General features: G+C 69.3%; 24 protein-coding genes and 2 tRNA genes. 16 read left to right on the top strand and 10 right to left on the bottom strand.

Annotated elements, in window-relative coordinates:
- Nucleotides 1-56 precede the first annotated feature (56 nt).
- The 6 genes from ABIC21_RS01190 (at nucleotide 57) to ABIC21_RS01165 (ending at nucleotide 6007) form a co-directional block, all read left to right on the top strand.
- On the top strand, nucleotides 57-710 hold the full coding sequence (locus ABIC21_RS01190; protein ID WP_354348593.1) for an MOSC domain-containing protein: 654 nt from the start codon (nucleotides 57-59) through the stop codon (nucleotides 708-710).
- A 391-nt stretch (nucleotides 711-1101) separates the two neighbouring features.
- Entirely contained in the window at nucleotides 1102-3246 is a 2145-nt protein-coding gene (locus tag ABIC21_RS01185) for a DEAD/DEAH box helicase (protein ID WP_354348592.1), read from the top strand.
- 232 nt (nucleotides 3247-3478) lie between these two features.
- Nucleotides 3479-3550 (top strand) — tRNA-Thr (locus ABIC21_RS01180).
- A gap of 62 nt (nucleotides 3551-3612) precedes the next feature.
- A tRNA-Met gene (locus ABIC21_RS01175) sits at nucleotides 3613-3689 on the top strand.
- A 246-nt stretch (nucleotides 3690-3935) separates the two neighbouring features.
- Nucleotides 3936-5306, top strand: coding sequence for a sialate O-acetylesterase (locus tag ABIC21_RS01170; protein WP_354348591.1), 1371 nt, complete (start codon nucleotides 3936-3938; stop codon nucleotides 5304-5306).
- Nucleotides 5307-5347: 41 nt separating this feature from the next.
- Nucleotides 5348-6007 carry an NAD(P)H-binding protein gene (locus ABIC21_RS01165; protein ID WP_354348590.1) on the top strand — a complete coding sequence of 220 codons (660 nt, stop codon included), beginning with the start codon at nucleotides 5348-5350 and terminating at the stop codon, nucleotides 6005-6007.
- 34 nt (nucleotides 6008-6041) lie between these two features.
- On the opposite strand, the gene ABIC21_RS01160 is transcribed toward ABIC21_RS01165, so the two are convergent.
- Nucleotides 6042-7220 carry an ROK family protein gene (locus ABIC21_RS01160; protein WP_354348589.1) on the bottom strand — a complete coding sequence of 393 codons (1179 nt, stop codon included), beginning with the start codon at nucleotides 7218-7220 and terminating at the stop codon, nucleotides 6042-6044.
- Between the two features lie 105 nt (nucleotides 7221-7325).
- Between ABIC21_RS01160 and ABIC21_RS01155 the strand changes: the two genes are divergently transcribed.
- From ABIC21_RS01155 to ABIC21_RS01135, 5 genes are all read left to right on the top strand, one after another.
- On the top strand, nucleotides 7326-9032 hold the full coding sequence (locus ABIC21_RS01155; RefSeq protein WP_354348588.1) for a glycoside hydrolase family 13 protein: 1707 nt from the start codon (nucleotides 7326-7328) through the stop codon (nucleotides 9030-9032).
- Nucleotides 9029-10021 (top strand): aldo/keto reductase, encoded by a 993-nt coding sequence (locus tag ABIC21_RS01150; RefSeq protein WP_354348587.1) that lies wholly within the window; start codon nucleotides 9029-9031, stop codon nucleotides 10019-10021. The genes ABIC21_RS01155 and ABIC21_RS01150 overlap by 4 nt, the downstream gene beginning before the upstream one ends.
- Nucleotides 10022-10181: 160 nt before the next feature.
- Nucleotides 10182-11045, top strand: coding sequence for an HpcH/HpaI aldolase/citrate lyase family protein (locus ABIC21_RS01145; protein WP_354348586.1), 864 nt, complete (start codon nucleotides 10182-10184; stop codon nucleotides 11043-11045).
- A gap of 24 nt (nucleotides 11046-11069) precedes the next feature.
- A complete protein-coding gene (locus tag ABIC21_RS01140) occupies nucleotides 11070-12020 on the top strand; it encodes a DUF2797 domain-containing protein (protein WP_354348585.1) in 951 nt (316 codons plus the stop codon).
- A 143-nt stretch (nucleotides 12021-12163) separates the two neighbouring features.
- Nucleotides 12164-12388, top strand: a complete 225-nt coding sequence (locus ABIC21_RS01135) for a DUF3188 domain-containing protein (RefSeq protein WP_282379689.1) — start codon at nucleotides 12164-12166, stop codon at nucleotides 12386-12388.
- On the opposite strand, the gene ABIC21_RS01130 is transcribed toward ABIC21_RS01135, so the two are convergent.
- Both ABIC21_RS01130 and ABIC21_RS01125 read right to left on the bottom strand, forming a co-directional pair.
- Nucleotides 12378-14039, bottom strand: coding sequence for a SulP family inorganic anion transporter (locus ABIC21_RS01130; protein WP_354348584.1), 1662 nt, complete (start codon nucleotides 14037-14039; stop codon nucleotides 12378-12380). The genes ABIC21_RS01135 and ABIC21_RS01130 overlap by 11 nt on opposite strands.
- Complete coding sequence (locus ABIC21_RS01125; protein ID WP_354348748.1) at nucleotides 14036-14413, bottom strand: ArsR/SmtB family transcription factor; 378 nt, start codon at nucleotides 14411-14413, stop codon at nucleotides 14036-14038. Before ABIC21_RS01125 ends, ABIC21_RS01130 begins: the two co-directional genes overlap by 4 nt.
- Before the next feature lie 148 nt (nucleotides 14414-14561).
- Between ABIC21_RS01125 and ABIC21_RS01120 the strand changes: the two genes are divergently transcribed.
- From ABIC21_RS01120 to ABIC21_RS01105, 4 genes are read left to right on the top strand one after another with little or no spacing between them, the layout of a single operon-like run.
- Nucleotides 14562-15050, top strand: coding sequence for an FAS1-like dehydratase domain-containing protein (locus ABIC21_RS01120; RefSeq protein ID WP_354348583.1), 489 nt, complete (start codon nucleotides 14562-14564; stop codon nucleotides 15048-15050).
- Between the two features lie 2 nt (nucleotides 15051-15052).
- The gene (locus tag ABIC21_RS01115; protein ID WP_354348582.1) at nucleotides 15053-15490 is read left to right on the top strand and encodes a MaoC family dehydratase; all 438 of its coding nucleotides are present in this window, start codon (nucleotides 15053-15055) and stop codon (nucleotides 15488-15490) included.
- A 15-nt stretch (nucleotides 15491-15505) separates the two neighbouring features.
- Entirely contained in the window at nucleotides 15506-16783 is a 1278-nt protein-coding gene (locus ABIC21_RS01110; protein ID WP_354348581.1) for an MFS transporter, read from the top strand.
- A 48-nt stretch (nucleotides 16784-16831) separates the two neighbouring features.
- Nucleotides 16832-17899: a UDP-N-acetylmuramate dehydrogenase gene (locus tag ABIC21_RS01105; RefSeq protein ID WP_354348580.1), complete on the top strand. Its 1068-nt coding sequence runs from the start codon at nucleotides 16832-16834 to the stop codon at nucleotides 17897-17899.
- 14 nt (nucleotides 17900-17913) lie between these two features.
- Here ABIC21_RS01105 and ABIC21_RS01100 read toward each other — a convergent pair whose 3' ends face one another.
- Nucleotides 17914-18402: a hypothetical protein gene (locus tag ABIC21_RS01100; protein ID WP_354348579.1), complete on the bottom strand. Its 489-nt coding sequence runs from the start codon at nucleotides 18400-18402 to the stop codon at nucleotides 17914-17916.
- A 69-nt stretch (nucleotides 18403-18471) separates the two neighbouring features.
- Here ABIC21_RS01100 and ABIC21_RS01095 point away from each other — a divergent pair, with 69 nt between their 5' ends.
- On the top strand, nucleotides 18472-19578 hold the full coding sequence (locus ABIC21_RS01095) for a winged helix DNA-binding domain-containing protein (RefSeq protein ID WP_354348578.1): 1107 nt from the start codon (nucleotides 18472-18474) through the stop codon (nucleotides 19576-19578).
- A gap of 22 nt (nucleotides 19579-19600) precedes the next feature.
- On the opposite strand, the gene asd is transcribed toward ABIC21_RS01095, so the two are convergent.
- From asd to ABIC21_RS01065, 6 genes are read right to left on the bottom strand one after another with little or no spacing between them, the layout of a single operon-like run.
- Nucleotides 19601-20743 carry an aspartate-semialdehyde dehydrogenase gene (asd, locus tag ABIC21_RS01090; protein WP_354348577.1) on the bottom strand — a complete coding sequence of 381 codons (1143 nt, stop codon included), beginning with the start codon at nucleotides 20741-20743 and terminating at the stop codon, nucleotides 19601-19603.
- A 49-nt stretch (nucleotides 20744-20792) separates the two neighbouring features.
- Entirely contained in the window at nucleotides 20793-21011 is a 219-nt protein-coding gene (locus ABIC21_RS01085) for an NF038396 family protein (protein WP_354348576.1), read from the bottom strand.
- Nucleotides 21012-21016: 5 nt separating this feature from the next.
- Nucleotides 21017-21604 carry a dihydrofolate reductase gene (locus ABIC21_RS01080; protein ID WP_354348575.1) on the bottom strand — a complete coding sequence of 196 codons (588 nt, stop codon included), beginning with the start codon at nucleotides 21602-21604 and terminating at the stop codon, nucleotides 21017-21019.
- The gene (locus ABIC21_RS01075) at nucleotides 21601-22404 is read right to left on the bottom strand and encodes a thymidylate synthase (RefSeq protein WP_354348574.1); all 804 of its coding nucleotides are present in this window, start codon (nucleotides 22402-22404) and stop codon (nucleotides 21601-21603) included. Before ABIC21_RS01075 ends, ABIC21_RS01080 begins: the two co-directional genes overlap by 4 nt.
- A gap of 33 nt (nucleotides 22405-22437) precedes the next feature.
- The gene (locus ABIC21_RS01070; RefSeq protein WP_354348573.1) at nucleotides 22438-22860 is read right to left on the bottom strand and encodes a GntR family transcriptional regulator; all 423 of its coding nucleotides are present in this window, start codon (nucleotides 22858-22860) and stop codon (nucleotides 22438-22440) included.
- Nucleotides 22857-24509, bottom strand: a complete 1653-nt coding sequence (locus ABIC21_RS01065; RefSeq protein WP_354348572.1) for a hypothetical protein — start codon at nucleotides 24507-24509, stop codon at nucleotides 22857-22859. The genes ABIC21_RS01070 and ABIC21_RS01065 overlap by 4 nt, the downstream gene beginning before the upstream one ends.
- Nucleotides 24510-24529: the final 20 nt, after the last annotated feature.

The following is a 24529-nucleotide window of genomic DNA, read 5'->3' as shown; positions in this document are numbered from 1 at the left end:
GGCCGGAAAGTAACCGGGCAGGAGCGCCGCGCGGGGCCCGGGCCTACACTGGTGCCATGGACACCGCTTCTGTGCTCGCCGTCTGCCGCGTACACCAGTTGCTGGACGACCCCGGAAGTGTGGGCGTCACAGCGATCGACAAACGGCCCGTGGCCGGGCCGGTCAGGGTGCACAGCCTTGGGCTGCGCGGTGACGTCCAGGCCAGCCGGGTCCACCACGGCGGCGAGGACCAGGCGCTCTACGCCTACTCCCAGGACGATGCCGACTACTGGGCCGCGGAGCTGGGCCGTGAACTGCCGCCGGGGATCTTCGGGGAGAACCTGCGCGTCGCCGGCATCAGCGCCACCAACGCCATTATCGGCGAACGCTGGAAGATCGGACTCGACGTCGAGGTCGAGGTGACGTCGCCCCGCACCCCCTGCGCGACGTTCCAGCGCCGGATGCATGAGCCGCACTGGACCAAGCGCTTCGGCGATGCCGGGCGGGTGGGGACCTATCTGCGGGTGGTTCGGGTGGGCAGCATCCAGGCAGGCGACCACATCCACCGGATCTTCGTCCCCACGCACGGGGTCACCATCGGCAAGTGGTTCAGCGACCCCACGATGGAGGACATGGAGGCCCTGCGGGACGCCGACGCCGACGGCGAGATCCGCCTCCAGCCCGAGTACCACGGGGAGTTCGCGAAGCTTCAGCGCCGCCTCGGCGTGTAGCGGGGCCGGCGCCCGTGTGCGCAAGCTCACCGCCGTCGCGGGCCCCTGCGTTACCCATGCGCGGATCCATGCCCTACAATTGAACTATCCCCCACTCCGGAAATCCCTTATTTCCTGCCCAATTCTTGAGGCAAGACTGGTAAGTGTTGGGGCCCGCGCATTGCGATGCGGGCATTTTCATAGGGAGAGCCGGCTAAAGAAAACGCTGTACAGACTGCTGGGATAGCAGCCAAGAGATGCAGCGGGAAGTCCTGCCACGGGATTGCGAAAGCGCCGGGCTTCTATGTGACCGGCCGGTCAAAGTATGCCCGGCGATTTCGGTCACGCGTACTGCGGCTCCGCTCACCTCGGGTTGTGCCGCTTGGCCCCTATGGATGAGGATATTTCACCTATGCCCGAAAATCAGAACAACTCCGTCGAAACCGAACTCGCCACCGAGAACAGCCAGGCCGACGTCGAGACTTCTGAAACGGCTGCCCCCGCAGCCGGCTCCGCCCCGGTATTCACCGAGGCTCCTGCGAACAACGACGCTCCGGCCGCTGCCGAAGCTGCACCGCAGGCCGACACCCAGACCGAAGCCCCGGCCGCCCCCGCGAAGGAAGACGACGCCGAGGAAGAGGGCGTCAAGTTCGTGGACCTCGGCATCGACGGCCGCGTCCTTGCTGCCCTGCAGGACGTCGGCTACGAGAAGCCGTCCCCGATCCAGGCAGCAACCATCCCGCTGCTGCTCGAAGGCCGCGACGTCGTGGGCCTGGCCCAGACGGGCACCGGTAAGACTGCAGCATTCGCAGTACCGGCGCTGTCCCGCCTGGCCGAGCTCCACGACCTCAACGGCCCGTCCCGCAAGACCCAGGCCCTGGTGCTCGCCCCGACCCGTGAGCTCGCCCTTCAGGTTGCCGAGGCCTTCACCTCCTACGCCAAGCACATCGACGACTTCACCGTCCTCCCGGTGTACGGCGGCTCCGCCTACGGCCCCCAGCTCGCCGGCCTGCGCCGCGGCGCCCAGGTTGTTGTCGGTACCCCCGGGCGCGTGATCGACCACATCTCCAAGGGTTCCCTCGACCTGTCCGAACTCCAGTACCTGGTGCTGGACGAGGCTGACGAGATGCTCCGCATGGGCTTCGCCGAAGACGTGGAGCAGATCTTCCAGCAGACCCCCGCGGGCCGCCAGGTTGCACTGTTCTCCGCCACGATGCCGAGCCAGATCCGCCGGCTGTCCAAGCAGTACCTGAACAACCCGGCCGAGGTGCAGGTCAAGTCCAAGACCACCACGGGCGCCAACACCCGCCAGCGTTACCTGCAGGTCATGGGCCCGCACAAGCTCGACGCGCTGACCCGCATCCTCGAGGTCGAACCGTTCGAAGGCGTCATCGCGTTCGTCCGTACCAAGATGGCCACCGAGGACCTCGCCGACAAGCTGCGTTCACGGGGCTTCCAGGCCGCCGCCATCAACGGCGACATCCCGCAGCAGCAGCGTGAGCGCACGGTCGAGGCCCTGCGTGACGGCAAGATCGACATCCTGGTCGCCACCGACGTCGCGGCCCGCGGCCTTGACGTCGAGCGCGTCAGCCACGTGGTCAACTACGACATCCCGCACGACACCGAGTCCTACGTGCACCGCATCGGCCGCACCGGCCGTGCAGGTCGTTCCGGCGACGCGATCCTCTTCATGACGCCGCGGGAGAAGTACCTGCTGCGGTCCATCGAGAAGGCGACCCGCCAGCCGGTGGAGCAGATGCACCTGCCCACCGCCGAGACGGTCAACACCCTGCGCCTGGGCAAGTTCGCGGAAAAGATCACCGAGACCCTCGCCTCCGAGGATGTTTCGTCGTTCCGCGACCTCATCGCCTCCTACGAGGAAGAGCACAACGTGCCGGCCTCGGAAATCGCTGCCGCACTGGCCGTGATGGCGCAGGGCGGCCAGCCGCTGCTGGTCAAGGAGCTGCCTGCTGCTCCTGAATTCCAGAAGCGTGAGCGCGCCAAGGACGGCTTCGGCTCCCGCGGCCCGACCCGCTCCCTGACCGAGGGCAACGCCACCTACCGGATCGCCGTCGGACGCCGCCAGCGCGTCATGCCGGGTTCGATCGTCGGCGCCATTGCCAACGAAGGCGGCATCTCCTCGGCCCAGATCGGCGGCATCGACATCCGCGCCGACCACTCCCTCGTGGAGCTCCCGGCGGACCTTAGCGCCGACCAGCTGAAGGCCCTGTCCCGCACCCGGATCGGCGGCGAACTGATCCACCTCGAGCTGGACAACGGCCGCAAGCCCTCCGGGGAGCGCGGCAGCTACCAGGGCGGCGGCCAGGGCGGCGGCCAGGGCGGCAGCCGCGGCGGTTACTCCGGCGGCGGCGACCGTGGCGGCAACTTCAAGGGCAACGGCGGCTTCAAGCGCGAATTCCGCAAGAACGACGGCGAGCGGACCTCCGCTGACCGTGGCGGGCGGTCCTTCAGCGACCGCAACGAGCGTGGCGTCGGCTCCGACGCGGCCCGCAAGCCGCGCACCGAAGGCGGCTTCAAGCCCCGGACCAAGTGGTAACCATCAGCTGCTAAAGCACTGATTCACCCTGAGAACGGGCCGGCCCAACAGCCGGCCCGTTCTGCGTTAAGTTCCCTTGGTCACATCCGCACCTCCGGCGGTGGTGCCGGGCCGCCCGCGGCCGTCGCTAGGGCCCCTCAGACCCCGGTTTTCCGCCGATTTAGGCGCTTTCGGGACGTCCCGGGCGCCGATTTGTTGGGAGCGGAATCTTCCGGTAGAGTATTTACTCGTTGCCCCCCTAGCTCAGTGGTAGAGCGCGTTCTTGGTAAGAACGAGGTCACCGGATCGATTCCGGTGGGGGGCTCTGAATGAGGGCCTGTGTCAAGGCGGTTTTTGACCGGCTGAGCACAGGTTTTCCTCATTTATGGCGGCGTAGCTCAGTTGGTTAGAGCGCACGACTCATAATCGTGAGGTCGGGAGATCGAGCCTCCCCGCCGCTACCAGATAAGACCCCCGGAATCCTTGTGGTTCCGGGGGTTTTTTGCGTGGGCAGTGGGTCAAGGAAACTACAAGGTCCTTGGGTAAGACTGTTCATGCTGGCCGGTCCGGGGCTGTGTTGGTGCACCTGTTGATGCATCTGGCGGGCGCTGGCTGCCGGTGAGGGCGGGCTTCCGGGGCGCGGGGTCTGCGCCTTTGCAGGTCCGGGTGCTGCGCGCCGACTGACGGAATGAGGACACGTGAAAAGAAGTGTGTTCAAGATTCGGGGCCTGCTGGCAGGTCTGGCGGTTTCTGCCCTGATGCTCACGGGCGTGGCGCCCGTGCAGGCGGCGGAGCCGGTCACTGTACTTCATGTCTTCCTGGCGGCGGGGCAGTCGAATATGTCCGGGCGGGGGCTGCCCCGCGGCACCACCGATGATCCGGTGGATCCGCGGATCTTCCAGTACGGCGCCAAGGACCGCAGGTTCCGGACGGCCACGGTGCCCCTGGACATGCATGACACCGCGAGCGGGATTTCGCCGGCCACGACGTTTGCCCGTGAGTATTTGAGAACCCAGCCCGCCAAAGTTGGGGTTCTCATCATCCCGGCGGCGCACGGCGGCACCGGGTTCACGAGCGATACGTCCTCACTCACGTGGACTGTCGGCGCGGCCACATCGTCCGCGCGTGACCTCCCGGAGTTGGCGGTGAGGCAGACCCAGGCGGGCATCGCGGCGGCGAAGGCGACCGGGCGCACGGTGAATCTCAAAGGCGTTCTCTGGCACCAGGGCGAGAACAACTCCTCGATGTCCACCTCCACGTACAGCGCGAAGTTGGATAAGCTCATTGCCTTCTTCCGGTCACGGTTGGCCGCGTCGACGCTGCCTTTTGTGGTGGGGCAGATGACGCGGGAGGGCATCGAGGCCACGCCCGGAAGGATCAACATCGACAGGAGCCACCGGGAGACGCCGGGGCGCGTCCCCTCCACGGGTTTTGCACTCTCCAAATCCGGCACCGTCAATGATGGCGATCTGATCCACTTCAACCGGGCCGGCGTCCAATACCTGGGGAAAACGTACCTTTCCGGGTATTGGCACGCCGCCAAGATCACCTACGGTCCGGTTCCGACCATCACCGGGATCCGGAAGGTCGGGTCCACGCTGTCCGCGGTGCCCGGTACCTGGGGCCCGTCGCCGGTGAACTTGACCTACCAGTGGTACCGATCGGGCGCCGCGATCAGCGACGCCAGCGGACCCGGCTACAAACTGCGCTCCGGCGATGCGGGCCGGTCCATCACCGTGAAGGTCACCGGTTCCAAGACCGGGTACACGTCGGCGTCCAGAACGTCCAACGGGACCTCAGCCATCGCCAAGGGCACGCTCACCGCACCCACGCCCACGATCACCGGCACCGCGGCGTACGGGTCCACGCTCACGGCGGTGCCCGGAGCGTGGGGCCCGGCGCCGGTGACCCTGACCTACAAGTGGTACCGCTCGGGCATTCTGATCAGCGATGCCAGTTCTGCCACGTACAAGGTCCGCTCCGGTGACCGTGGACGCACCATCACGGTGAAGGTCACCGGCTCCAAGAGCGGCTACAACACCGCCTCCAAAACCTCCGCCGGCACCAAGATCGCCGGGTAGCACCGGGTTGCGGGCGCGCGGGGATGGGACAGAATGGGTCCATGACGCGAATCGCAATCATTGGCGGCCACGGCAAGGTGGCACTGGAACTGTCCCGCATCCTCTCCGGCGAGGGAGTGGACGTTACGTCGTTCATCCGCAACCCGGACCACCGGGAGGACGTCGCGGCAACGGGGGCCACTCCGGTGGTCCTGGATGTTGAACATTCGACGACGGCGGAGATCGCCGGGGCGCTCCGGAACCACGACGCCGTGGTCTGGTCGGCCGGTGCCGGCGGCGGAAGCCCCGAGCGGACCTACGCCGTGGACCGGGACGCGGCCATCCGGTCGATGGATGCGGCGGCCGGGGCCGGCGTCGGGCGGTACATCATGGTCTCCTACCTGGGTGCGGGGCCGGACCACGGCGTCCCGGAGGACAACAGTTTCTTCGCGTATGCCGAGGCCAAAGCAGCCGCGGATGCCTACCTGCGCGGAACGGAGCTGGAGTGGACCATCCTGGGCCCTGGGGCGCTCACCGATGGGCCCGGCAACGGGCTGATCGATGTCGACCCCGCCGACGGCTCCGGGGGCCGGGAAACGGCCCGTGCCAACGTGGCCCTCGTCGCGGCGGCTGTGCTGGGCCTGCCCTCCACGGCCGGGCGCACGATCGAATTCCGCGACGGCAGGCTCCCGCTGGCGGCTGCCCTGGAACAGGTGGGGTAGCGGGCGCTTTGTCCGGGAGGCTGCTGCCGCGGGCCTAGAGCGTGAGCTCCAGCTCCGGGGCGTTCGCCTCGACGTAGTCCAGGGCATGCCGGACGGCGCCGACCGTAACGATCGCGTCGCCCAGGGGCGAAACCGTCACGCGCGGCGGAGTCGCCGTGAACCGTGGGAGCAGGGCGGTGATGCCCGGCAGGAGCGCGCCAGCGGATTCGGCCACTGCCCCGCCGATCACCACCTGCTCCGGGTTCATGAAGCTGGCCACGGAAGCGATGACGCGTGCCATCCGGTCCGAGAGGCGGGCCAGGATGGCCAGCGCGGCGGGATCCCCTGCGGCGGCATCCTCAAAGACCCGGCGGGCGCTCGCCTCACCGCCCGTGGCGGGGCCGCCGCCGGCCGCGGACCACTGCCGGGCGAGGCTGGCGATGCCGTCACTGGAGCCGACGCCCTCGACGAGGTCCAGGTATCCCATTTCGCCGGCCGCGCCGCCGCGGCCGTGCAGCAGCCGCCCGGACTCCATTACGCCGGCGCCCAGGCGTTCGCCGGCCAGCAGCACCACAAGGTCGTCGACGCCGGCGCCGGAACCCCGCCAGCGTTCGCCCAGGGCGGCCAGGTTCGCATCGTTCTCCAGCAGCACCGTCCACCCGTGCAGTTCGTTCAGGGCCGCGCGGAGCCCGACGTCGAACAGGCCCCAGAAGTGCTGGGTGACCAGCACCTTGCCGTCCCGGTCCACCGGGGCAGCGATGCCGGCGCCGACGGCCAGGACCTTGTCCGGGCCGGTCCGGGCGGCGGACAGCGCCCGGCGGCAGGCACGGTCGACGACGGCGATCCGCTCCTCCGCGGGAATGTCGGTGGCCCGGAAGCTTTCGCTGGACCGTCCGAGGATGGTGCCGCGGAGGTCCGCGACCGCTGCGGTGGTGGTGGCGGCGCCGATGTCGAGGCCCAGCACGTACCCGGCGCCGCTGTTGAGCTCGAAGCGACGGGCCGGGCGTCCTTTGCGCTGGCTTCCGGGCTGTTCGTCGCCGCGTGCCCCCAGCTCACGGATCCAGCCGCGCCGAATCAGGTCCTCACAGACGGCGATGACGGATGCCCGAGTCAGACCGGTCCGGGCCATCAGCTCGGTCCCGGTGGCCACGTCCGTGTTGCGGATAACGCCGAGCACGGAGCGGGCGTTGACCCGGCGCAGCAGCTGCGGCGTGGCGGCGGCTGCGTGCGGCATCAGATCTTGACCTCCCCGTAAGTCCGGACCCATAATTGATCCGGCAATATATTTACCTTGTATCTAAATTATCAGAAGCACGCTCCGAACCCGAAGGATCACCCCTTGTCCAACACCGCCACGCTGGCAACCCTGTCCGGTTCCGACCTCGCCGCCGACCCCAACTGGTGGCGCCAGGCATCCGTGTACCAGATCTACCCGCGCAGCTTCTCCGATTCCAACGGCGACGGACTCGGTGACATCAAGGGCATCACGGCGAAGGTCCCCTACCTGAAGGAACTCGGGATCGACGCCGTCTGGCTGAGCCCGTTCTACCCCTCGGCCCTCGCGGACGGCGGCTACGACGTCGACGACTACCGCGACGTCGACCCCAAGCTCGGCACGCTGGAGGACTTCGACGAGATGTCCGCCGCCCTGCACGCCGCCGGGATCAAGCTGATCGCCGACATCGTCCCCAACCACTCCTCCAACCGTCACATCTGGTTCCAGGAAGCCCTCGCGTCCCCGCGCGGCTCCGACGCCCGGGAGCGCTACATCTTCCGCGACGGCAAAGGCGAGAATGGCGAGATCCCGCCGTCGGACTGGGAGTCCGTGTTCGGCGGCCCGGCCTGGGAACGCATCACGGAACCCGACGGCACCCCCGGCCAGTGGTACATGCACATCTTCGCCAAGGAGCAGCCGGACCTGAACTGGTCCAACCGGGAAATCCGCGACGACTTCCTCAAGACCCTGCGCTTCTGGTCCGACCGCGGCGTGGACGGCTTCCGCGTCGACGTTGCGCATGCCCTGACCAAGGACCTCACCGAGCCGCTGCTGTCCAAGGTCGAGCTCAGCGAGGCCAACAGCGGCACCGACGGCTTCGACGACGGCTCGCACCCGTTCTGGGACCGCGACGAGGTCCACGAGATCTACGTCGAGTGGCGCGAGGTGTTCAACGAATACAACCCGCCGCGCACCGCGGTCGCCGAAGCCTGGGTCCACGCCAGCCGCCGCGGCCGCTACGCGAGCCCCGAGGGCCTGGGCCAGGCGTTTAACTTCGACCTCCTGCAGGCCGACTTCGACGCCGACGAGTTCCGCGAAATCATCACCCGGAACCTCGCCGAGGCCACCGAGTCCGGCGCCTCCTCCACCTGGGTGTTCTCCAACCACGACGTCGTCCGCCACGCCACGCGCTACGGGCTGCCCAAGGGCGGCGGCAAGCACGCCAAGGGCCAGGACGGCAAGGGCTGGCTGCTGGCCGGCGCCCCTGCCGGGGAGCTCGACGTCGAGCTCGGATTGCGCCGTGCCCGCGCGGCCACCCAGCTGATGCTCGCGCTTCCGGGCTCCGCGTACCTGTACCAGGGTGAGGAGCTGGGCCTGCAGGAAGTCGCGGAAATTCCCGACGCCGAGCGGCAGGATCCGACCTTCTTCCGCAACAAGGGCGTGGAGATCGGCCGGGACGGCTGCCGGGTGCCGCTGCCCTGGGCAGCCGAGGGCAGCTCGTTCGGCTTCGGCGACGGCGGGGCGCACCTGCCGCAGCCGGCGTGGTTCGGCCGCTACGCCGTCGCGGCCGAGGAAGGCGTGGAGGGGTCCACGCTGGAGTTTTATCGCAAGGCGCTGAAGCTGCGCCGGGAACTGCAGACCTCGGAGGATCTGGAGTGGCACACCACGGCCAGCCCCGAGATGCTGCACTTCAGCCGCCCCGGCGGCTGGCAGACGGTGACCAACTTCGGTGACGATCCCGTTGAGCTGCCCGCCGGAACGGTGCTGCTCAGCAGCGGACCGCTGGACGGGAACCTCCTGCCCGGCAGCACCACTGTCTGGCTGCGGTGAGCTGGCGGGAGGCCGGAGCGCCAGTCAGAGAGCCAGCCGGCCAGCCCGCCCAGGAACTGATTTACGGCTGCATGGGCCTGGGCGGCAGCTGGTCCTCGGAGCCGCACTCGTCCGCGCATGTGGACGAGGCGGCTGCCGCCGTCGACGCTGCCCTCGACATTGGCATCACCCTGTTCGACCATGCCGACATCTACCGTGGCGGCAAGTCCGAGGCCGTGTTCGGTGAGGTGCTCGCGCAGACCCCTGGGCTGCGGGACCGGATCCGGCTGCAGACCAAATGCGGCATCCGGCTCAACGAACACGGCCTGGAGGGCTACTACGACCTGAGCCGGGACGCCATCCTGGCCCGGGTCAACGAAAGCCTCGGCCGGCTCCGCACGGACTACGTGGACGTGCTGATGCTCCACCGCCCCGATCCGCTGATGGACCCCGCCGAGGTGTCCTCCGCCGTCGGGCAGCTGATGGCCGAAGGCAAGGTCCGGGCGCTGGGCGTGTCCAACATGTCCGGGGCGCAGATCGAGGTGCTGCAGGACCGGCTCGAGACGCCGGTGGTCGCCAACCAGCTGGAGATGAGCCTGTTCAAACGGGCCTGGCTGGAGAGCTCGGTGCTCGTCAACCATGCCGAGGGGACGGACTACAGCTTCCCGCACGGCACCGTGGAGCATTGTGTCCGGCACGGAATCACCCTTCAGGCCTACGGTTCCCTGGCCCGGGGCCTCTACACCGGGGCGCCGGCCGCAGCACCGTCGGCCGCGGAGGAGGCGACCGCCAGGCTGGTGGCGCAGCTCGCCGCGGAGAAAATGACGACCGGGGAATCAGTCCTGCTGGGCTGGCTGATGAAACACCCCGCCGGAATCGCCCCCGTGATCGGCACCGCTACGCCGGACCGCATCCGCGCCTGCACGGAAGCGGCCACGGTCGCCGCGGGCCTGACCCGGGCCGAGTGGTACCGGCTCTGGGTGACGGCGCGCGGGAGCAACATCCCGTAGTCGCCCCACCCATGCAGCCCGCAGCAGGGGCCGTTCAGGACGAACGAAAACGGCCCCTGCTGCGAGTCAGCGGCGCGCGGACGTGATTTTGGTCGTAATGGTCGCCCCGGAGTGCCGGATCGCTTAGCCGCAAACGCCCCCGGGCGGATAGCGTAGAGACATGACTTCCACCACCACCGCCGGGACCGTCCGGCAGCAACGCAATATTCCGGCAGAAATCGCCCGCTCCTGGCTGCTGGTCAACGCTATGAAAACCGAGCTCTTCGACCAGTCGGCCGGCTCCCGCGCGGACGCCATCATCCTGGACATCGAGGACGCGGTGGACCCTTCGCAGAAGGATGCCGCCCGCGGCAACGTCGTGGACTGGCTGACCGCCGGCGGCAGCGCCTGGGTCCGGATCAACGACGCCACGAGCCCCTTCTGGGCCGACGACCTGGCGGGCCTCCGCGGCACCCCGGGCCTGCTCGGCGTGATGCTGGCCAAGACCGAGTCCGCCGACCAGGTCACCGAGAGCTTCCACCGGATGGACGGCAAGACGCCCGTCATCCCGCTCGTCGAGTCCGCCGTCGGCATCGAGGAAGCGAACCACATCGCCAAGGCCCAGGGCGCGTTCCGGCTGGCCTTCGGCTCCGGCGACTTCCGCCGCGACACCGGCATGGCGGCTACGCCGGAGGCCATGGCCTACCCACGGGCCAAGCTGGTTGTGGCCAGCCGGGTCGGAAACCTGCCGGGACCCATCGACGGGCCCACTGTCGGCACCAACCACCCGATCCTGCGCGAGCAGACCGGGATCACGGTGATGATGGGCATGACCGGCAAGCTCTGCCTCGCGATCGACCAGACGCCGGTCATCAACGAGGTCATCAGCCCGACGCCGTCCGATGTCGCCTGGGCCACTGACTTCATGGCCGACTTCGAGGCCAACGGCCGCGTCATCCGCGACGGCTCCGACCTGCCCCGCCTGGGCCGCGCCGAGAAGATCATGAAGCTCGCGGTAGCCTTTGGGGTGCAGCCGGCCCTGTAGCCGGCCCCGACCCTAGGAGACCCCGTGACCGATACCCGCTATCTGGTCCACGGGGTCTTTTGGGATGCCGGTCCGGCGGGGCCGGCGGGCTCGGAAGTGCCCGACGGCCGGCTCCCGGCGATGCGCCTGCAGGACCCGGACGGCGGCGTCACTGAACTGCCGCTCGACGCCGGAACCCGGCTCGGTTTCCGGCTCGCCGCCGCGGGCAGGCATTGCCTCGGGCACCATAAGGTCCACGGGCCCGCGGACCGCGATCACGTCCTGTGCCCGGACCGGGCGCCGGCCACCAGGGGAAGCCAGTGTGAGCGGTGCTTCGTCGTCGACGATTCGCGGCTCATCCACGATTTCCACCGCGGCGGGCGCGTGCCGCCCGGGCTGCGTGCGTACCTGATGCAGCCGCACTGGCTGTACATCGCCACCTTCGCCAACGGCGCCAGCAAAGTGGGCACCGCCGCCAACCTGCGGAAATGGAAGAGGCTCGCGGAGCAGGGCGCCGTCGCTGCCCGCTACGTCGCCCGCGCCGACGACGGCCGGGTGGTCAGGAACCTCGAGGACCTGGTGACCCGCGACGCCGGCATCCCGCAGCAGATCCGTTCCGCCGCCAAAGCCGCAGCCCTGACGGGGCCTGCGCCCGCCGCCGAACTGGACGCCCGGAACAGCCGGCTGGCCGCGGAGGTCCGCGCGCTGCTGGCCGGTGCCGGGGGCGGCGGGTTCGACGTCGTGGACGAGCACTGGCTGCGGCCCGGGTTATCGGATGCGGTCTGCGCGCCGGCTGCCCGGCACGCCTACCCGCATGAGCTCAGCACCGGCGCCCACGGGTTCCGGATCGACTCGCTGAGCGGCAGCGTCGCGCTGGCCCGGCTCGACGGCGCCGACCTCGAATTCGTCGTCAACCTGGGGCAGCTGAAGGCGCGCACGATTGAGCTCGGCGACCACGGCGCCGACGTCCCGGCGGTCCAGGAGTCCCTGTTCTGACGCCGAAATTGCCCCGCGATGCGCCAAATACCGCACGCGCCCGTACTCCCACTCTGTCAGCCTGACGTGAGACAGACATTTTAAGCGTCGCCGGGAACTTCACGGCTCGCGGCGTTGCCGGCAGCCCCCAGTAGACTGGCACGGTGCTGAAAGAATTCTGGGACTCCGCGCCAACCACCTACAAGGTGCTCGTTTTCAGTGCCATGGGCCTGCTCGGCGTCGGCATTGTCCTGAACCTGGTCGGCAACAGCTCCGGCAACCAGGACCTGGCCGTCGCCTCCCTGGCCGTGATCGGACTCGGCCTGGTCCTGCACATCGCCGGGATCGTGGTCCGCGGCCAGACGATCCGCAAAAACCTCAAGCGTTAGCGGCGGCGTTCCGGAGCACATGGCTGCGGGCGTGCGCCACGGCCTCGGGCAGGGACGTGAACAGGTGCTTGTGGTGCCGCAGCGAGCGGATCACCCCGACGTTGGTCACGAGCTCCAGGTGCTGCGGCTGGACGCCCTTCAGCAGCACCGTCACACCGCGCAGCTCCAGCGCCGAGATGACCTCCACCAAAGTGTGGGCGCCGGTGGCGTCGAGCATCCGCACCTGTGAGAGCCGGATGATGGCCACCTGGATGTCCTTGACCTGGCTGATTTCCTGCAGGACGCGTTCCGCGGCGCCGAAGAACATGGCCCCGTCCAGCCGGAAGATCGCGATGTGCTCGTCCCCCTCCTCGCGGGGTCCCGGAATCTCCTCGCGCTTGACCCCGCTGAGCGAGGCGAACTTCCGCAGCGTGAAGATGGCCGCGGCGACCAGCCCGATCTCGATCGCCACAATCAGGTCGAAGGCCACCGTGATCAGGGCCGTCAGGACGAACACGAACGCGTCGGCGCGGGTGGAGCCCATGATGGCGGTGACCGTGCGCCGGGACACCATGCGCGTGGCCGTGACCATCAGGATCCCGGCCAGGACGGCCAGCGGGATCTTCCCGACCAGGTCGGCCGCCAGGTAGATGATGGCCAGCAGGACCAGGGCGTGCACGATCGCGGAGAGCCGGGTCTTGGCTCCGGAACGGACGTTGACCGCGGTCCGGGCGATCGCGCCCGTGGCCGGCATGCCGCCGAAGAACCCCGCGGCAACCGAGGCGAGTCCCTGCCCCATGAGTTCCCGGTCCGGACTGTAGGCCCCGGAGGGCCTCCCGTCGGGGCCAACCATGCCGGCGGCCACCCGCGCGGAGAGCAGGGATTCGATGGCGGCCAGCATCGCGATGGACACCGCCGGCATCAGCAAGCCGCCCAGCGCCGCCGGATCCAGGGACGGGACCGACGGTGCCGACAGGGAATGCGGCAGTTCGCCGATCCGGGGGATGTCCAGCTGCAGCAGCTCGGCGGCCACGGTGGCCAGCAGCACCGCGATCAGGCTCGCGGGCAGGGCCTTGTTCAGCTTCGGCAGCAGCAGCATCACGGCGGCCACTCCCGCGACGACGCCGAGCGTCTGCAGGACGGTGGGCACGGTGGCCTGGGAGGCGCTCTCGAAGGCGGCCAGCAGGGTGTTGTGGCCCGGCACGGCCTCGGTGCCGGTGGCCAGGGGCACCTGCTGGAGAAAAATGATCGCGGCGATGCCGAGCGTGAAGCCCTCCACCACCGGCCACGGGATGAAGGCCACGGCCCGGCCCAGCCCGCTGATGCCCAGGATGACCACCAGGAGCCCGGCCATCAGGGAGACCAGCGCGATGCTGCCGACACCGTGGATGGCCACGACCGGCGCCAGCACCACCACCATGGCGCCGGTGGGGCCGGAGACCTGGACGTGCGAGCCGCCCATGACCGCGGCGACCAATCCGGCCACGACTGCGGTGATCAGTCCGGCTTCGGCGCCGACGCCGGAACTCACCCCGAAGGCTAGCGCCAGCGGCAGGGCCACAATCCCCACGGTGATGCCCGCCAGCAGATCTGTTTTCCAGGATGAACTCAGCCCCTCGTAATCACGCCGGGACGGCAGGAACCGGGTCAGGGTGGCCGGTACGGCCCTCATGAATCGGAACCCTGCAGATGCTCGCTGGGCAGTCCGTGGGCGAGTTTTAGCTGTTCGTTGGAATCGGCCAGGCGGTCGAGGAGGAAGGCCCGGGCGATGGCCAGCAGTTCGGCGATCTTAGGGTGGGCCAGCCGGTAGGTCACGGCGTTAGCGGTCCGGGACGAGGTCACCACCCCGTGCCGCCGCAGGGTGGCGAGGTGCTGGGACAGGTGGGAGGCCTCGAGGCCCGTCTCGGCCAGCAGGTAGCTGACGGGCGCCGAATTGTCCGGCGCGGCGGACAGCAGCTCAAGCACGCGGATCCGCGCCGGATGGGCGAGGGCCTTGAACAGGTTCGCTTTGATCTCGTACAGGGGGGTTTGCGCCGGGGAAATCATCGCTGCCTGGGCTTTCTTGTCCGCGGATCCGGAAAACCGGTCGTGAATTGATGGAATGATGTTTTCATCATACCGCACGAGTCGTCATCCTGTGCGGCCCACCGTCACCGGCGCGGGCGGGCCGGAGGCCTGCCGTTAGGCTGGAACCATGACTATCAATCCGGATCTGCAGGGGCGCAGCTACCCTGCCAAAGAGGCGTACGACGTCGGCCGCGAGAAAATCCGCGAGTTCGCCCGCGCGGTCAAGGCCACCCACCCCGCCCACTTCGAGCTGGATGCCGCCGAAGCGCTGGGACACAGCGACCTCGTGGCACCCCCGACCTTCGCCATCATCGTGGCGCAACGGGCGGACGCCCAGCTGATCGAGGACCCCGACTCCGGCATCGACTTCTCCCGCGTGGTCCACGCCGACCAGCGGTTCATCCACCACCGGCCCATCGTCGCCGGCGACCGGCTGGTTGCGGAACTGCACGTCGACGGCGTCCGCGCCATGGGCGGGGGAGCCATGATCACCACACGCTCGGAGATCTTCGCCCTGACCGCCGGCGCCGCCGCCCCCGGCGAAGTCGCTGACGCCGCCCGCGAGGCCGTCGCCACCGCCACCTCGTCCATTCTGGTCCGCGGAGAGGGACAGTAGCCATGACACCCACACTTTCGGAACTCACCGTCGGCCAGGACATCGGCATCCGCAGCATCGACGTCACCCGCACAGACCTCGTCAAGTACGCCGGCGCCTCCGGCGACTTCAACCCCATTCACTGGAACGAAGCCTTTGCCACCAGCGTGGGACTGCCCGGCGTGATCGCGCACGGCATGTTCACCATGGGCTCCGCCGTCCAGCTCGTCAGCTACTGGGCCGGCGACCCTGCCGCCGTCGTCGATTTCCAGACCCGCTTCACCAAACCGGTCCCGGTGTCCGACACCACGGGCACGGCCGGGGCCGGTGCCGTGATCGAGGTCAGCGGCGCCATCGGGGCGATCGACGCCGACAAGGGCACCGCCCGGGTGGACCTGACCGTCATGTGCGCCGGACAGAAGGTGCTCATGAAGGCCCAGGCCGTCGTCAGGCTGGCCTAGCCGCATGGTGATGCTGTGAGCGTGAGCACCGGCCAGGCCGCGGAGGTCACGCACTGGCGGAACGCCGTCGTGGCCGCCTACGCGTTCAGCGGCATCGCCTTCGCCACCTGGGTGTCCCGGCTGCCGGCCATCCGTGACGGGCTGGACCTCACTCCGGCCAACGTCGGCCTGCTGCTGCTGTGCATGACCCTGGGCTCCTTCATCTCGGTCTCCGCGTCCGGGCTGATCGTGCTGCGGTTCGGATCCAAACAGACGATCCGGATCGGCAGCATCATGGTGGGCACCGGGCTGGTGCTCACCGGCGTGGGCACGTCGGTGCTGGTCAATTCGCTCGCCGTCGCCGCGGGGCTGGCCGTCATCGGCCTGGGAACGGCCAGCTGGAACACGGCCTCCAACGTCGAGGGGGCCGCGGTGGAACGCGCCGTCCGCCGGCACATTATGCCGCGGCTGCACGGAGCGTTCAGCCTGGGCACGGTGGCCGGCGCCGCGGCGGGCGCCTGGGCCGCCGGCGCCGGTGTTCCCGTCGTCTGGCACTTCGCCGTGGCGGGGCTGCTGGTCGCGGGCTCTGTGGCCACCGCGGCCTCCTGGTTCCGTGCAGACATCACCCCGGTGGAGGGCGGGCAGAGTTTCAGGCCCGCCAAGCCCGATACCTTCGAGGACCCCTCCACCGGGCCCATCCCGGTCATCGTGCCTGCCACGGTCCGGCCCGATGAACCGCTGGACAACAAACGCCAGATCGCGCAGGCCTGGCGGGACCGCCGGACGCTCTTGCTGGGCGTGCTCGTGCTGGGCCTCGCCCTCGCCGAGGGGGCGGCGGGGGACTGGGTGGCCCTTGCGCTCGCCGACGGCCACGGCCAGTCCGACGCCGCGGGCGCCGCCGGATACGGGCTCTTCGTAACATTCATGACCGTCGGCCGCTTCGCCGGCACCGTGGTCCTGGACCGCTTCGGCCGGGTCCCGGTGATGCGCTGGTGCGCGGCCCTTGCAGTGCTGGGCCTGGGCCTGTTCGTCTTCGCCCCGGTGCCGTGGGTCGCGTACGTGGCCCTCGCGGTCTGGGGGCTCGGTGCCTCGCTCGGCTTCCCGGTGGGCATGTCCGCCGCCGCCGACGACCCGCTCAGGGCCGCCGCCCGGGTCTCCGTGGTCTCCACGATCGGCTACGGCGCGTTCCTCTGCGGCCCGCCCCTGCTGGGCCTGCTGGCCGAGCACGTCGGCATCCTGCACTCGCTGCTGGCCGTGATGGTGATGCTCGTGGTCAGCTTCCTGCTCTCCCCGGTGGCCCGGAAGCTCGGCTGACGCGGCCCTGCTTAGGGGAGTCGGGCCATACCCGGCTAGGCTGGTCGGGTGACCCAGACACTGCTTTCCGCCCTGACCACGGCCGCCGTCGGCGGCCCCGCCGGCCGCTTCATCGAGGCCCGCACCGAGGCAGAGATCATCGAGACCGTCCGCTCAGCGGACGCGGCCGGTGAGCCCCTGCTGATCATCGGCGGCGGCTCCAATTTGCTGGTGTCCGACGACGGGTTCCCCGGCACCGTGCTGAAAATCGCCTCGGAGGGTTTCACCGTCAACGCGGAGGACTCCTGCGGCGGCGTCGCCGTGGTGGTCCAGGCCGGCCACAACTGGGACGCCCTGGTGGAGCACGCCGTGCGGCACGCCTGGTCCGGCATCGAGGCGCTCTCCGGCATTCCGGGCGCCACCGGCGCCACCCCGGTTCAGAACGTCGGTGCGTACGGCTCGGACGTTTCGCAGACCATCGCCGCCGTGCGGACCTGGGACCGGCAGCGCAACGCCGTGCACACCTTCGCCAATTCGGAGCTGAAGTTCGGCTACCGCGATTCGATCCTCAAGCAGACCACCGTCAACGGCTCCCCGCGCTACGTCGTGCTCACGGTCGAGTTCCAGCTGCCGCTGGGCCGGATGAGCGCCCCCATCCGCTACGCCGAACTGGCCCGCGCGCTGGGCGTGGAAGCCGGCCAGCGCGCCTATTCCAACGATGTCCGGCGCGAGGTGCTCCGGCTCCGGGCATCCAAGGGCATGGTGTGGGACGCCGCGGACCGGGACACTTACTCCACCGGCTCCTTCTTCACGAACCCGATCGTGCCGGCAGACGTAGCCGCCGGGCTGCCCGGCGACGCGCCGCGCTACCCGGGCGGCGCGGACGGGCTGACCAAACTCTCGGCGGCCTGGCTGATCGACCAGGCTGGCTACGGCAAGGGATTCGGCCTCGAACCGGACAGCGTCTCCGGCGGACGGGCCTCGCTGTCCACCAAACACACCCTGGCCATCACCAACCGGGGACACGCCAGCGCCGCGGACCTGCTGGCGGTCGCGCGCGAGGTGCGCCGCGGCGTCGTCGAACGCTTCGGGATCGAGCTGCACCCGGAGCCGCTGCTGATCGGCATGGAGCTCTAGGAAACAGCAGGCCTTTAGTTCCTGCGGCGGCGCCCGGCGACCCTGCCGAACAGCATGAAGCTGAAGCCGGACGCGGCGGCGCCCAGGAAGAAGACCTGGCAAAACGCCACGGACTGGGCGCTGGGACCGCTGCGGAGCACCAGGCCGGCGAGGGCGAAGACGACCGCCCCGGCCAGCAGGGCCAGCGAGCCAAGCAGGAAACTCTGCACGGTGTCCGGGAATTCCGCGGGGTCCAGGCGGTCCGGTGCCTCAGGTGATTTAGCAGTGATCCGCACGGCAGGACGCGGCTGCACCGAGGCGGCCGTGACGAAACTGGCCACTGCCACGGCCATGGATACCACCGCCACGAGTTGCAGGTTGCTCATCATGGGAGAAAGCCGAGTCCCGCTCGCAATGGCGACGGCGAGCCCGGCGGTCATGCCGGCGGCGCTGGACGCCCAGCCCAGCAGGGCCAGCCTCCGGCTCAGGGGCCGCAGCAGCGGCCACATCTCACTCAAGGTCATCCAATAAGGGTAGGGAGTCTGGCTGGACGGTGGCTGGGAACTACCCGCCAGGAGCCCTAGCATGGTGGCATGGCAGCAACGGCGCGTGCCCGGCTGAGCCGGGGGATCCTGGGACGGCTGCGGCTGGCCTCGCAGGGGCTGGCCGGGTCCGGATTCGGCAGTGTCCCCGCGGCTGTGCGCTGGATGACGGCCATGCAGGCGCAGGATCTGCAGTCCGCGCTGTGGGCCGTGGGCCAGCGCGTGCCGGGATCCCGCATCGGCGACGTCCGCAGCGCCCTCGACCGCGGCGAAATAGTCCGCTCCTGGCCGATGCGCGGCACCCTGCACCTGTTGGCGCCCGAAGACCTCCAATGGATGCTGGCCATCACTGCCGATCGGCTGATCCGGGGCCTGGCCGGGCGCCACCGGGAACTCGGCATCACCCCCGCGGACGTCGACGCCGCAGCGGGAGCTGCGCTGCAGCTGGTCTCAGGCGGGGCAGCCGCCAGCCGGGCGGAGCTGTTCCAGGCCTTCGAACGGGCCGGGCAGTCCACGGCCGGCCAGCGCGGCATCCACCTGATGGGGATCCTGTGCCAGCGGGGCTGGCTGGTGCAGGGCCCGCTGGCCGGCAACCAGCAGCTGGTGGTGGCCTTCGACGACTGGATCACGGAGTCGCGGGCCCTGGACCGCGCGGAAGGCACCGCCGAGTGGCTGCTGCGCTACCTGCGCAGCCACGGGCCCGCCACCGAGCGTGACTTTTCCTGGTGGTCCGGCATTCCCCTGACCGAGGTCCGCGCGGCCCTGGTCCGGGTGTTGGACCAGCTGGAGGAGTTGACCTTCGAGGGGACCAGCTACTGGCTGTCCCCGGAGACGGCGGCGCTGCTCGATGAAGGCGTCCCGGCGGGGCGCCTGGTGCTGGCACTGCCCGGCTTCGATGAGTTCCTGCTCGGCTACACGGACCGGTCGCTTGTGTTGCCGCCGGAGCATGCGGACAAGATCGTGCCCGGCGGCAATGGGGTCTTCCGAAGGACGATTGTTGCCGGCGGCCAGATCGTCGGCACCTGGGACGTGTCCCGCAGCGGAAAGGCCGCGGTGGTGGTGCCGGAGCCCTTCGACGACGTTAACGGGCTGCGGCCTGCCGCCCAAAGATCCTTTGAGCTGCAGGCCGCGAAGTACCGGAGATTCCTCGGCACCTGAACGGGGGTGGTGACTTCCCTAGCTAGAGCTTGCCGGTGGCGATGTTGAGCATGCGGCGCAGCGGTTCGGCCGCACCCCACAGGAGCTGGTCGCCCACCGTGAAGGCACTGATGTACTGCGGCCCCATCTCCAGCTTGCGGATGCGCCCCACCGGGATATCCAGGGTGCCGGAGGCCGCCACAGGCGTGAGGTCCGCCATGGAAGCATCCTTGGTATTGGGCACCACCTTGGCCCACTCGTTGTCCGCGTCCAGGAGCTTTTCGATCTCGGCGACGGAGAGGTCTTCGCGGAGCTTGAGCGTGAGCGCCTGGGAGTGCGAACGCATGGCGCCGATCCGGATGCACAGCCCGTCCATGATGATGTGCTCATCGCCGGAGGTGCCCAGGATCTTGTTGGTCTCCACCCCGGCCTTCCACTCTTCCTTGGACTGGCCGTTGCCGAGGTCCGCGTCGATCCACGGGATCAGCGACCCGGCCAGCGGCACCCCGAACTGGGTGGCGTCGATGTCACTGCGCTGGTGGGCCAGGACCTTGCGGTCGATCTCCAGGATGGCCGACGCCGGGTCGTCCAGTTCCGTGCTGACGGTGGCGTTGAGCGTGCCGAACTGGCTCAGGAGTTCGCGCATGTGCCGGGCGCCGCCGCCGGAGGCCGCCTGGTAGGTCATGGAGGTGCCCCATTCGACGAGGCCGTTCTTGAACAATCCGCCCAGGCCCATCAGCATGCAGGAGACGGTGCAGTTGCCGCCAATGAAATCCTTGGTGCCGTTGGCGAGGCCCTTGTCGATCACGTCGCGATTGATCGGGTCCAGCACGATGATCGAATCGTCGCTCATCCGCAGCGTGGACGCGGCATCGATCCAAAGGCCGTCCCAGCCGCGGCTGCGCAGCTCGCCGTGGACCTGCTTGGTGTAGTCCCCGCCCTGGGCGGTCACGATAATCGGCAGCTTGGCGAGGGTCTCGACGTCGAACGCGTCTTCGAGCTTGCCGGCGTCGCCCCCGGCAGAACCGGCGAAGGAGGGGGCGGCGCCCCCGGCGTTCGAGGTGGAGAAAAAGACCGGGTTGATGTTGGCGAAGTCGCCCTCGTCCTGCATGCGCTGCATCAGGACGGAGCCGACCATGCCACGCCAACCGACAAGTCCAACGGACGGAGTAGCTGCTGTAGTCATTTTGCCAGTTTAGACTTTGCCGGCACCGGCGCGCAGTCGGTTACGTCCGCTACTCGCCGTGGTGCTCGGTGAGCAGCGCGTGCTTGCGCTTCCGGAGGGCGTAGAACGCCCCGAAGGCGAAGGCCTGGGTAACGACCACAAGCACAATTGCTCCGACGATCTTGTTGCCGCCCAGGATCATTGTCAGCCCCACGATCGCGGACAGCAGCGCGAGCAGCGGAAGCAGCATGTAGCCAAGGACAAAGAGGGTCTCGGGTTTCTTCAGCATTTCCTTTAGCCCTCCGTCCGGCGCCACACGTTGATGCGGTAACGGGTGCCGTTGTCGGCGGTTTCCCAGCCGTCGGCCGGCAGGCTGGCGCCCATGGTCCAGTCGTAGCCGAGGTCCGGGGCGAACGTGTCGCCCTCCGTCGTGGCGTCGATCGTGGTGATCACGGCGACGTTGGCGAGGTCCATGGACTGCGCATAAATATTGCCGCCACCGATGATCCACACCATCTCGTTCCCCGGTGCGAACTGGGACTCCAGGAGCGCGTCGTCCAGGGACTTGACCGCGACGGCGCCTTCCGCTGCCGGCGTCCCGCCCCACTCCTCCTGCCGGGTGATGACGATGTTCGTCCGCCCGGGCAGGGGGCGGTACTGGTCGGGAAAGGATTCCCAGGTCTTGCGGCCCATGATCACCGGGTGGCCGGTGGTGAGCCGGGTGAAGTGCCGCATGTCCTCGGGCAGGCGCCACGGCATGCCCCCGTCCTTGCCGATGACGCCGGTGCTGGTCTGGACCCAGATGACGCCGAGCCCGGTGAGGGTGGCCAGCGTGTCGGTGAAGTCGGCGGGCTGCGCGCCCGGGATGTTGTCGTTGCTCATACGGCTATCGGGGCCTTAATCGTCGGGTGGTGCTGGTATCCGACCACCTCGAAGTCATCGAAGGTGTAGTCGAAGATGGAGGCAGGCTTGCGGGTGATCTTCAGCTGCGGGTAGTCGTAGGGCTCGCGGGCGAGCTGCTTGAGGACCTGGTCCATGTGGTTGTCATAGATGTGGACGTCGCCGCCGGTCCAGACGAATTCGCCGGGTTCCAGACCGGTCTGCTGGGCGACCATGCAGGTCAGCAGGGCGTAGGAGGCTATGTTGAACGGCACGCCCAGGAAAGTGTCCGCCGAGCGCTGGTAGAGCTGGCAGGAGAGCTTGCCGTCGGCCACGTAGAACTGGAAGAACGCGTGGCACGGCGGGAGTGCCATGTCCTGGAGCTCGGCGACGTTCCAGGCCGAGACGATGTGCCGGCGGGAATCCGGGTTGCTCTTGAGGTTCTCGATGAGCTCGGCGATCTGGTCGATGTGGCCGCCGTCGGGGGTCGGCCAGGAGCGCCACTGGACGCCGTAGACCGGGCCAAGTTCGCCGTCGGCGTCGGCCCACTCGTTCCAGATGGTGACACCCTGCTCCTGCATCCACTTCACGTTCGTGTCCCCGCGGAGGAACCAGAGCAGCTCCACGGCGACGGATTTGAAGTGCACGCGTTTGGTGGTGATCAGGGGGAAACTCTTACTGAGATCGAAACGCATCTGGCGGCCGAAGACGCTCAGGGTGCCCGTCCCGGTCCGGTCCGATTTATGCGTGCCGTGGTCCAGCACATCGCGCAGCAGGTCTTCATAGGGCGTTGGAATGCTCACCGTCCCAGTCTACTGAGAAGTCGCGGCCGCACCTTATCCGTCTTGCTGGCTGAGCTTCGTCCGCAGGATTGCCAGCAGCGCGGCGTCGTCGAAACCGGCGCGCCGGCCCTCGGCAATGTAGTGCTCGACGGCGGTGGTCACCTCCGCGGCGACGGCACCCGGCACCGGAGCGCCGACCAGAGCCCCTGCCGGTTCCTGCGTCGCGGGGGCCGGAGTCCCGGCGACCACGGTGCCGTTGCGCCGCCTGGTGTCGATCAGCCCCGACTGCTCCAGCTCCCGGTAGGCCCTGGCGACGGTCCCGGCCGCGATCCCGAGGTCCGCGGCAAGGCGCCGGACCGTCGGCAGCCGGGTGCCCGGCTCCAGCGCGCCGAGGACGATCAGCGAGGAGATCTGCGTCCGGATCTGTTCGTACGGCGGCGTGGCCGAGGCCAGGTCCACGGAGATCCCGGCCGTCACGCGGAGACTTCCGTCCTCGGCGCGGGAGCAGGGGCGGGCCGGGCCAGGCCGCGCACCGGGATGACGGCGATGACCGTGGCCGCAACACCCAGCACCGCGCCGGCCGCGATCGCCGGCCACCAGGTGGTCGCGGCCGGGTCCGTTTCCCCGAAGGCCGCCCGGCCCAGCACCGCAGCCCAGGCGTTGCTCCGGGTCAGCAGCAGGACACCGGCCTGGGCGGTGAGGGTGGCAGCCAGGGTCCGCACCACCCGGTGGACCGTGATGGCGCGCAGGGCCGCGTCCAGGCCGGCGGGAGCATCGGCCACACCTTGGCGGCGCCTGGCCAGGACGAGCGCAGGGAGGGCGACGGCGCACACTCCGGCGGTGAGCAGCCCGGCCGGAACCCAGCCCGGGCCCTCGGCGAGGCGGGCCTGCCCCAGCGCCGTGACTACCAGGACGACGAGGAAGGCCAGCAGCCCCAGGACGGCCGTGGTCAGCAGCGCGGGGCTTACCGGTGGCCGGGGCCAACCGCGCGGTGCGGCCGGGCTGCCGTAGTTGTGCTGCAGCAGGAACTCGCCGGCGGCGATGACGAGCAGGACCAGGCCGGCCATCATCGCCACGACGCCGGCAAAGCCGTAACTGGCCGCAGCGGCAAGGGCATCATAGAGGAAGGCTCCGCCCGCCAGCGGCACGGCCGCCGCCAGCCCCAGCAGCGCCCCCAGGGAGGTGACGAGCCGGGCCGCCGGGTGCTGCGGGCCGGTGGCGATTCCTGGTTCGGGCCGGTTCCCGGGGCCCAGCCCGGCGGCCGCGAGCCGCGGGGGCCGCCACCCCCACATGACGAGCAGCACCACCATGCCCGCCAGACCGGCAGGATTCGTCCATGACGCTGTCCCCTGGGCCGGATCGGGCCGGGCCGCGAAGTTCCCCGCGATCACACCGAGTCCAGCGGCCACCGTGGCGACCGTCCGCAGCAGCCGGTTCATCGCGATGGTCCGCAGCACGGAGTTATCGGCCGTGTCGAGGGACTCCAGCTGGCGGCGGCTGGCGATCAGCCACAGCACCAGCCACGTCCCGCCGGCCAGCACCAGCAGGGCGCCGCCGAGCCACCCGGCCACCTCCGTCCCGGGGATGCGGCCGTCACCGCCGCCGCTGTAGTAGCTGTAGCTGTTGGGGCCGTCTCGGACAGTTGTGGGTGCCACGGCCGCGAACCCTGGGAGGGTTGCCGTTCGGGCGATGGCCGCGGCGGCGCTGAGGAAGATGGCGGCAGTGGTGAGGGCCAGCCGGCGGGGCAGGAAGTCGCGGATCTGCCGGACGGACAGCACGGCCTGCCGCCGCATCCGCTTCGGCCCCGGGTAACTCACCTGACCCAGGGCGTGGACCGTCAGGCAGCCCAGGACCGGCCACAGCAGTGCCGGCAGGATCGTCCCGGCGGTGGTCAGGCAACCGCCGGTGGAGGGATTGGCCGGAATGATACCCAGGGTCATCGCCCCCTGGAGGGAGCTCGCCAGCCAGCCGATGACGCCCACCCACAGGGCGTGCTCCGACACCGACGCCGGCGAGGTTCCCGTGCGCGGCGCCCAGACCACCCAGCGCAGTACCACGTACACAACGACGGCGGCGAGGAGCGGACCCAGCAACAGAAGCGGCGGCAGGTCGGACTGGACCGGCATAAAATCCCCCAAAGATTCCG

The organism is Pseudarthrobacter sp. PvP090 (assembly GCF_040547365.1).
Taxonomy (GTDB): domain Bacteria; phylum Actinomycetota; class Actinomycetes; order Actinomycetales; family Micrococcaceae; genus Arthrobacter.
The sequence above is the reverse complement of the archived record's forward strand: the minus strand, read 5'-3'. Positions and strand labels throughout refer to the sequence as shown.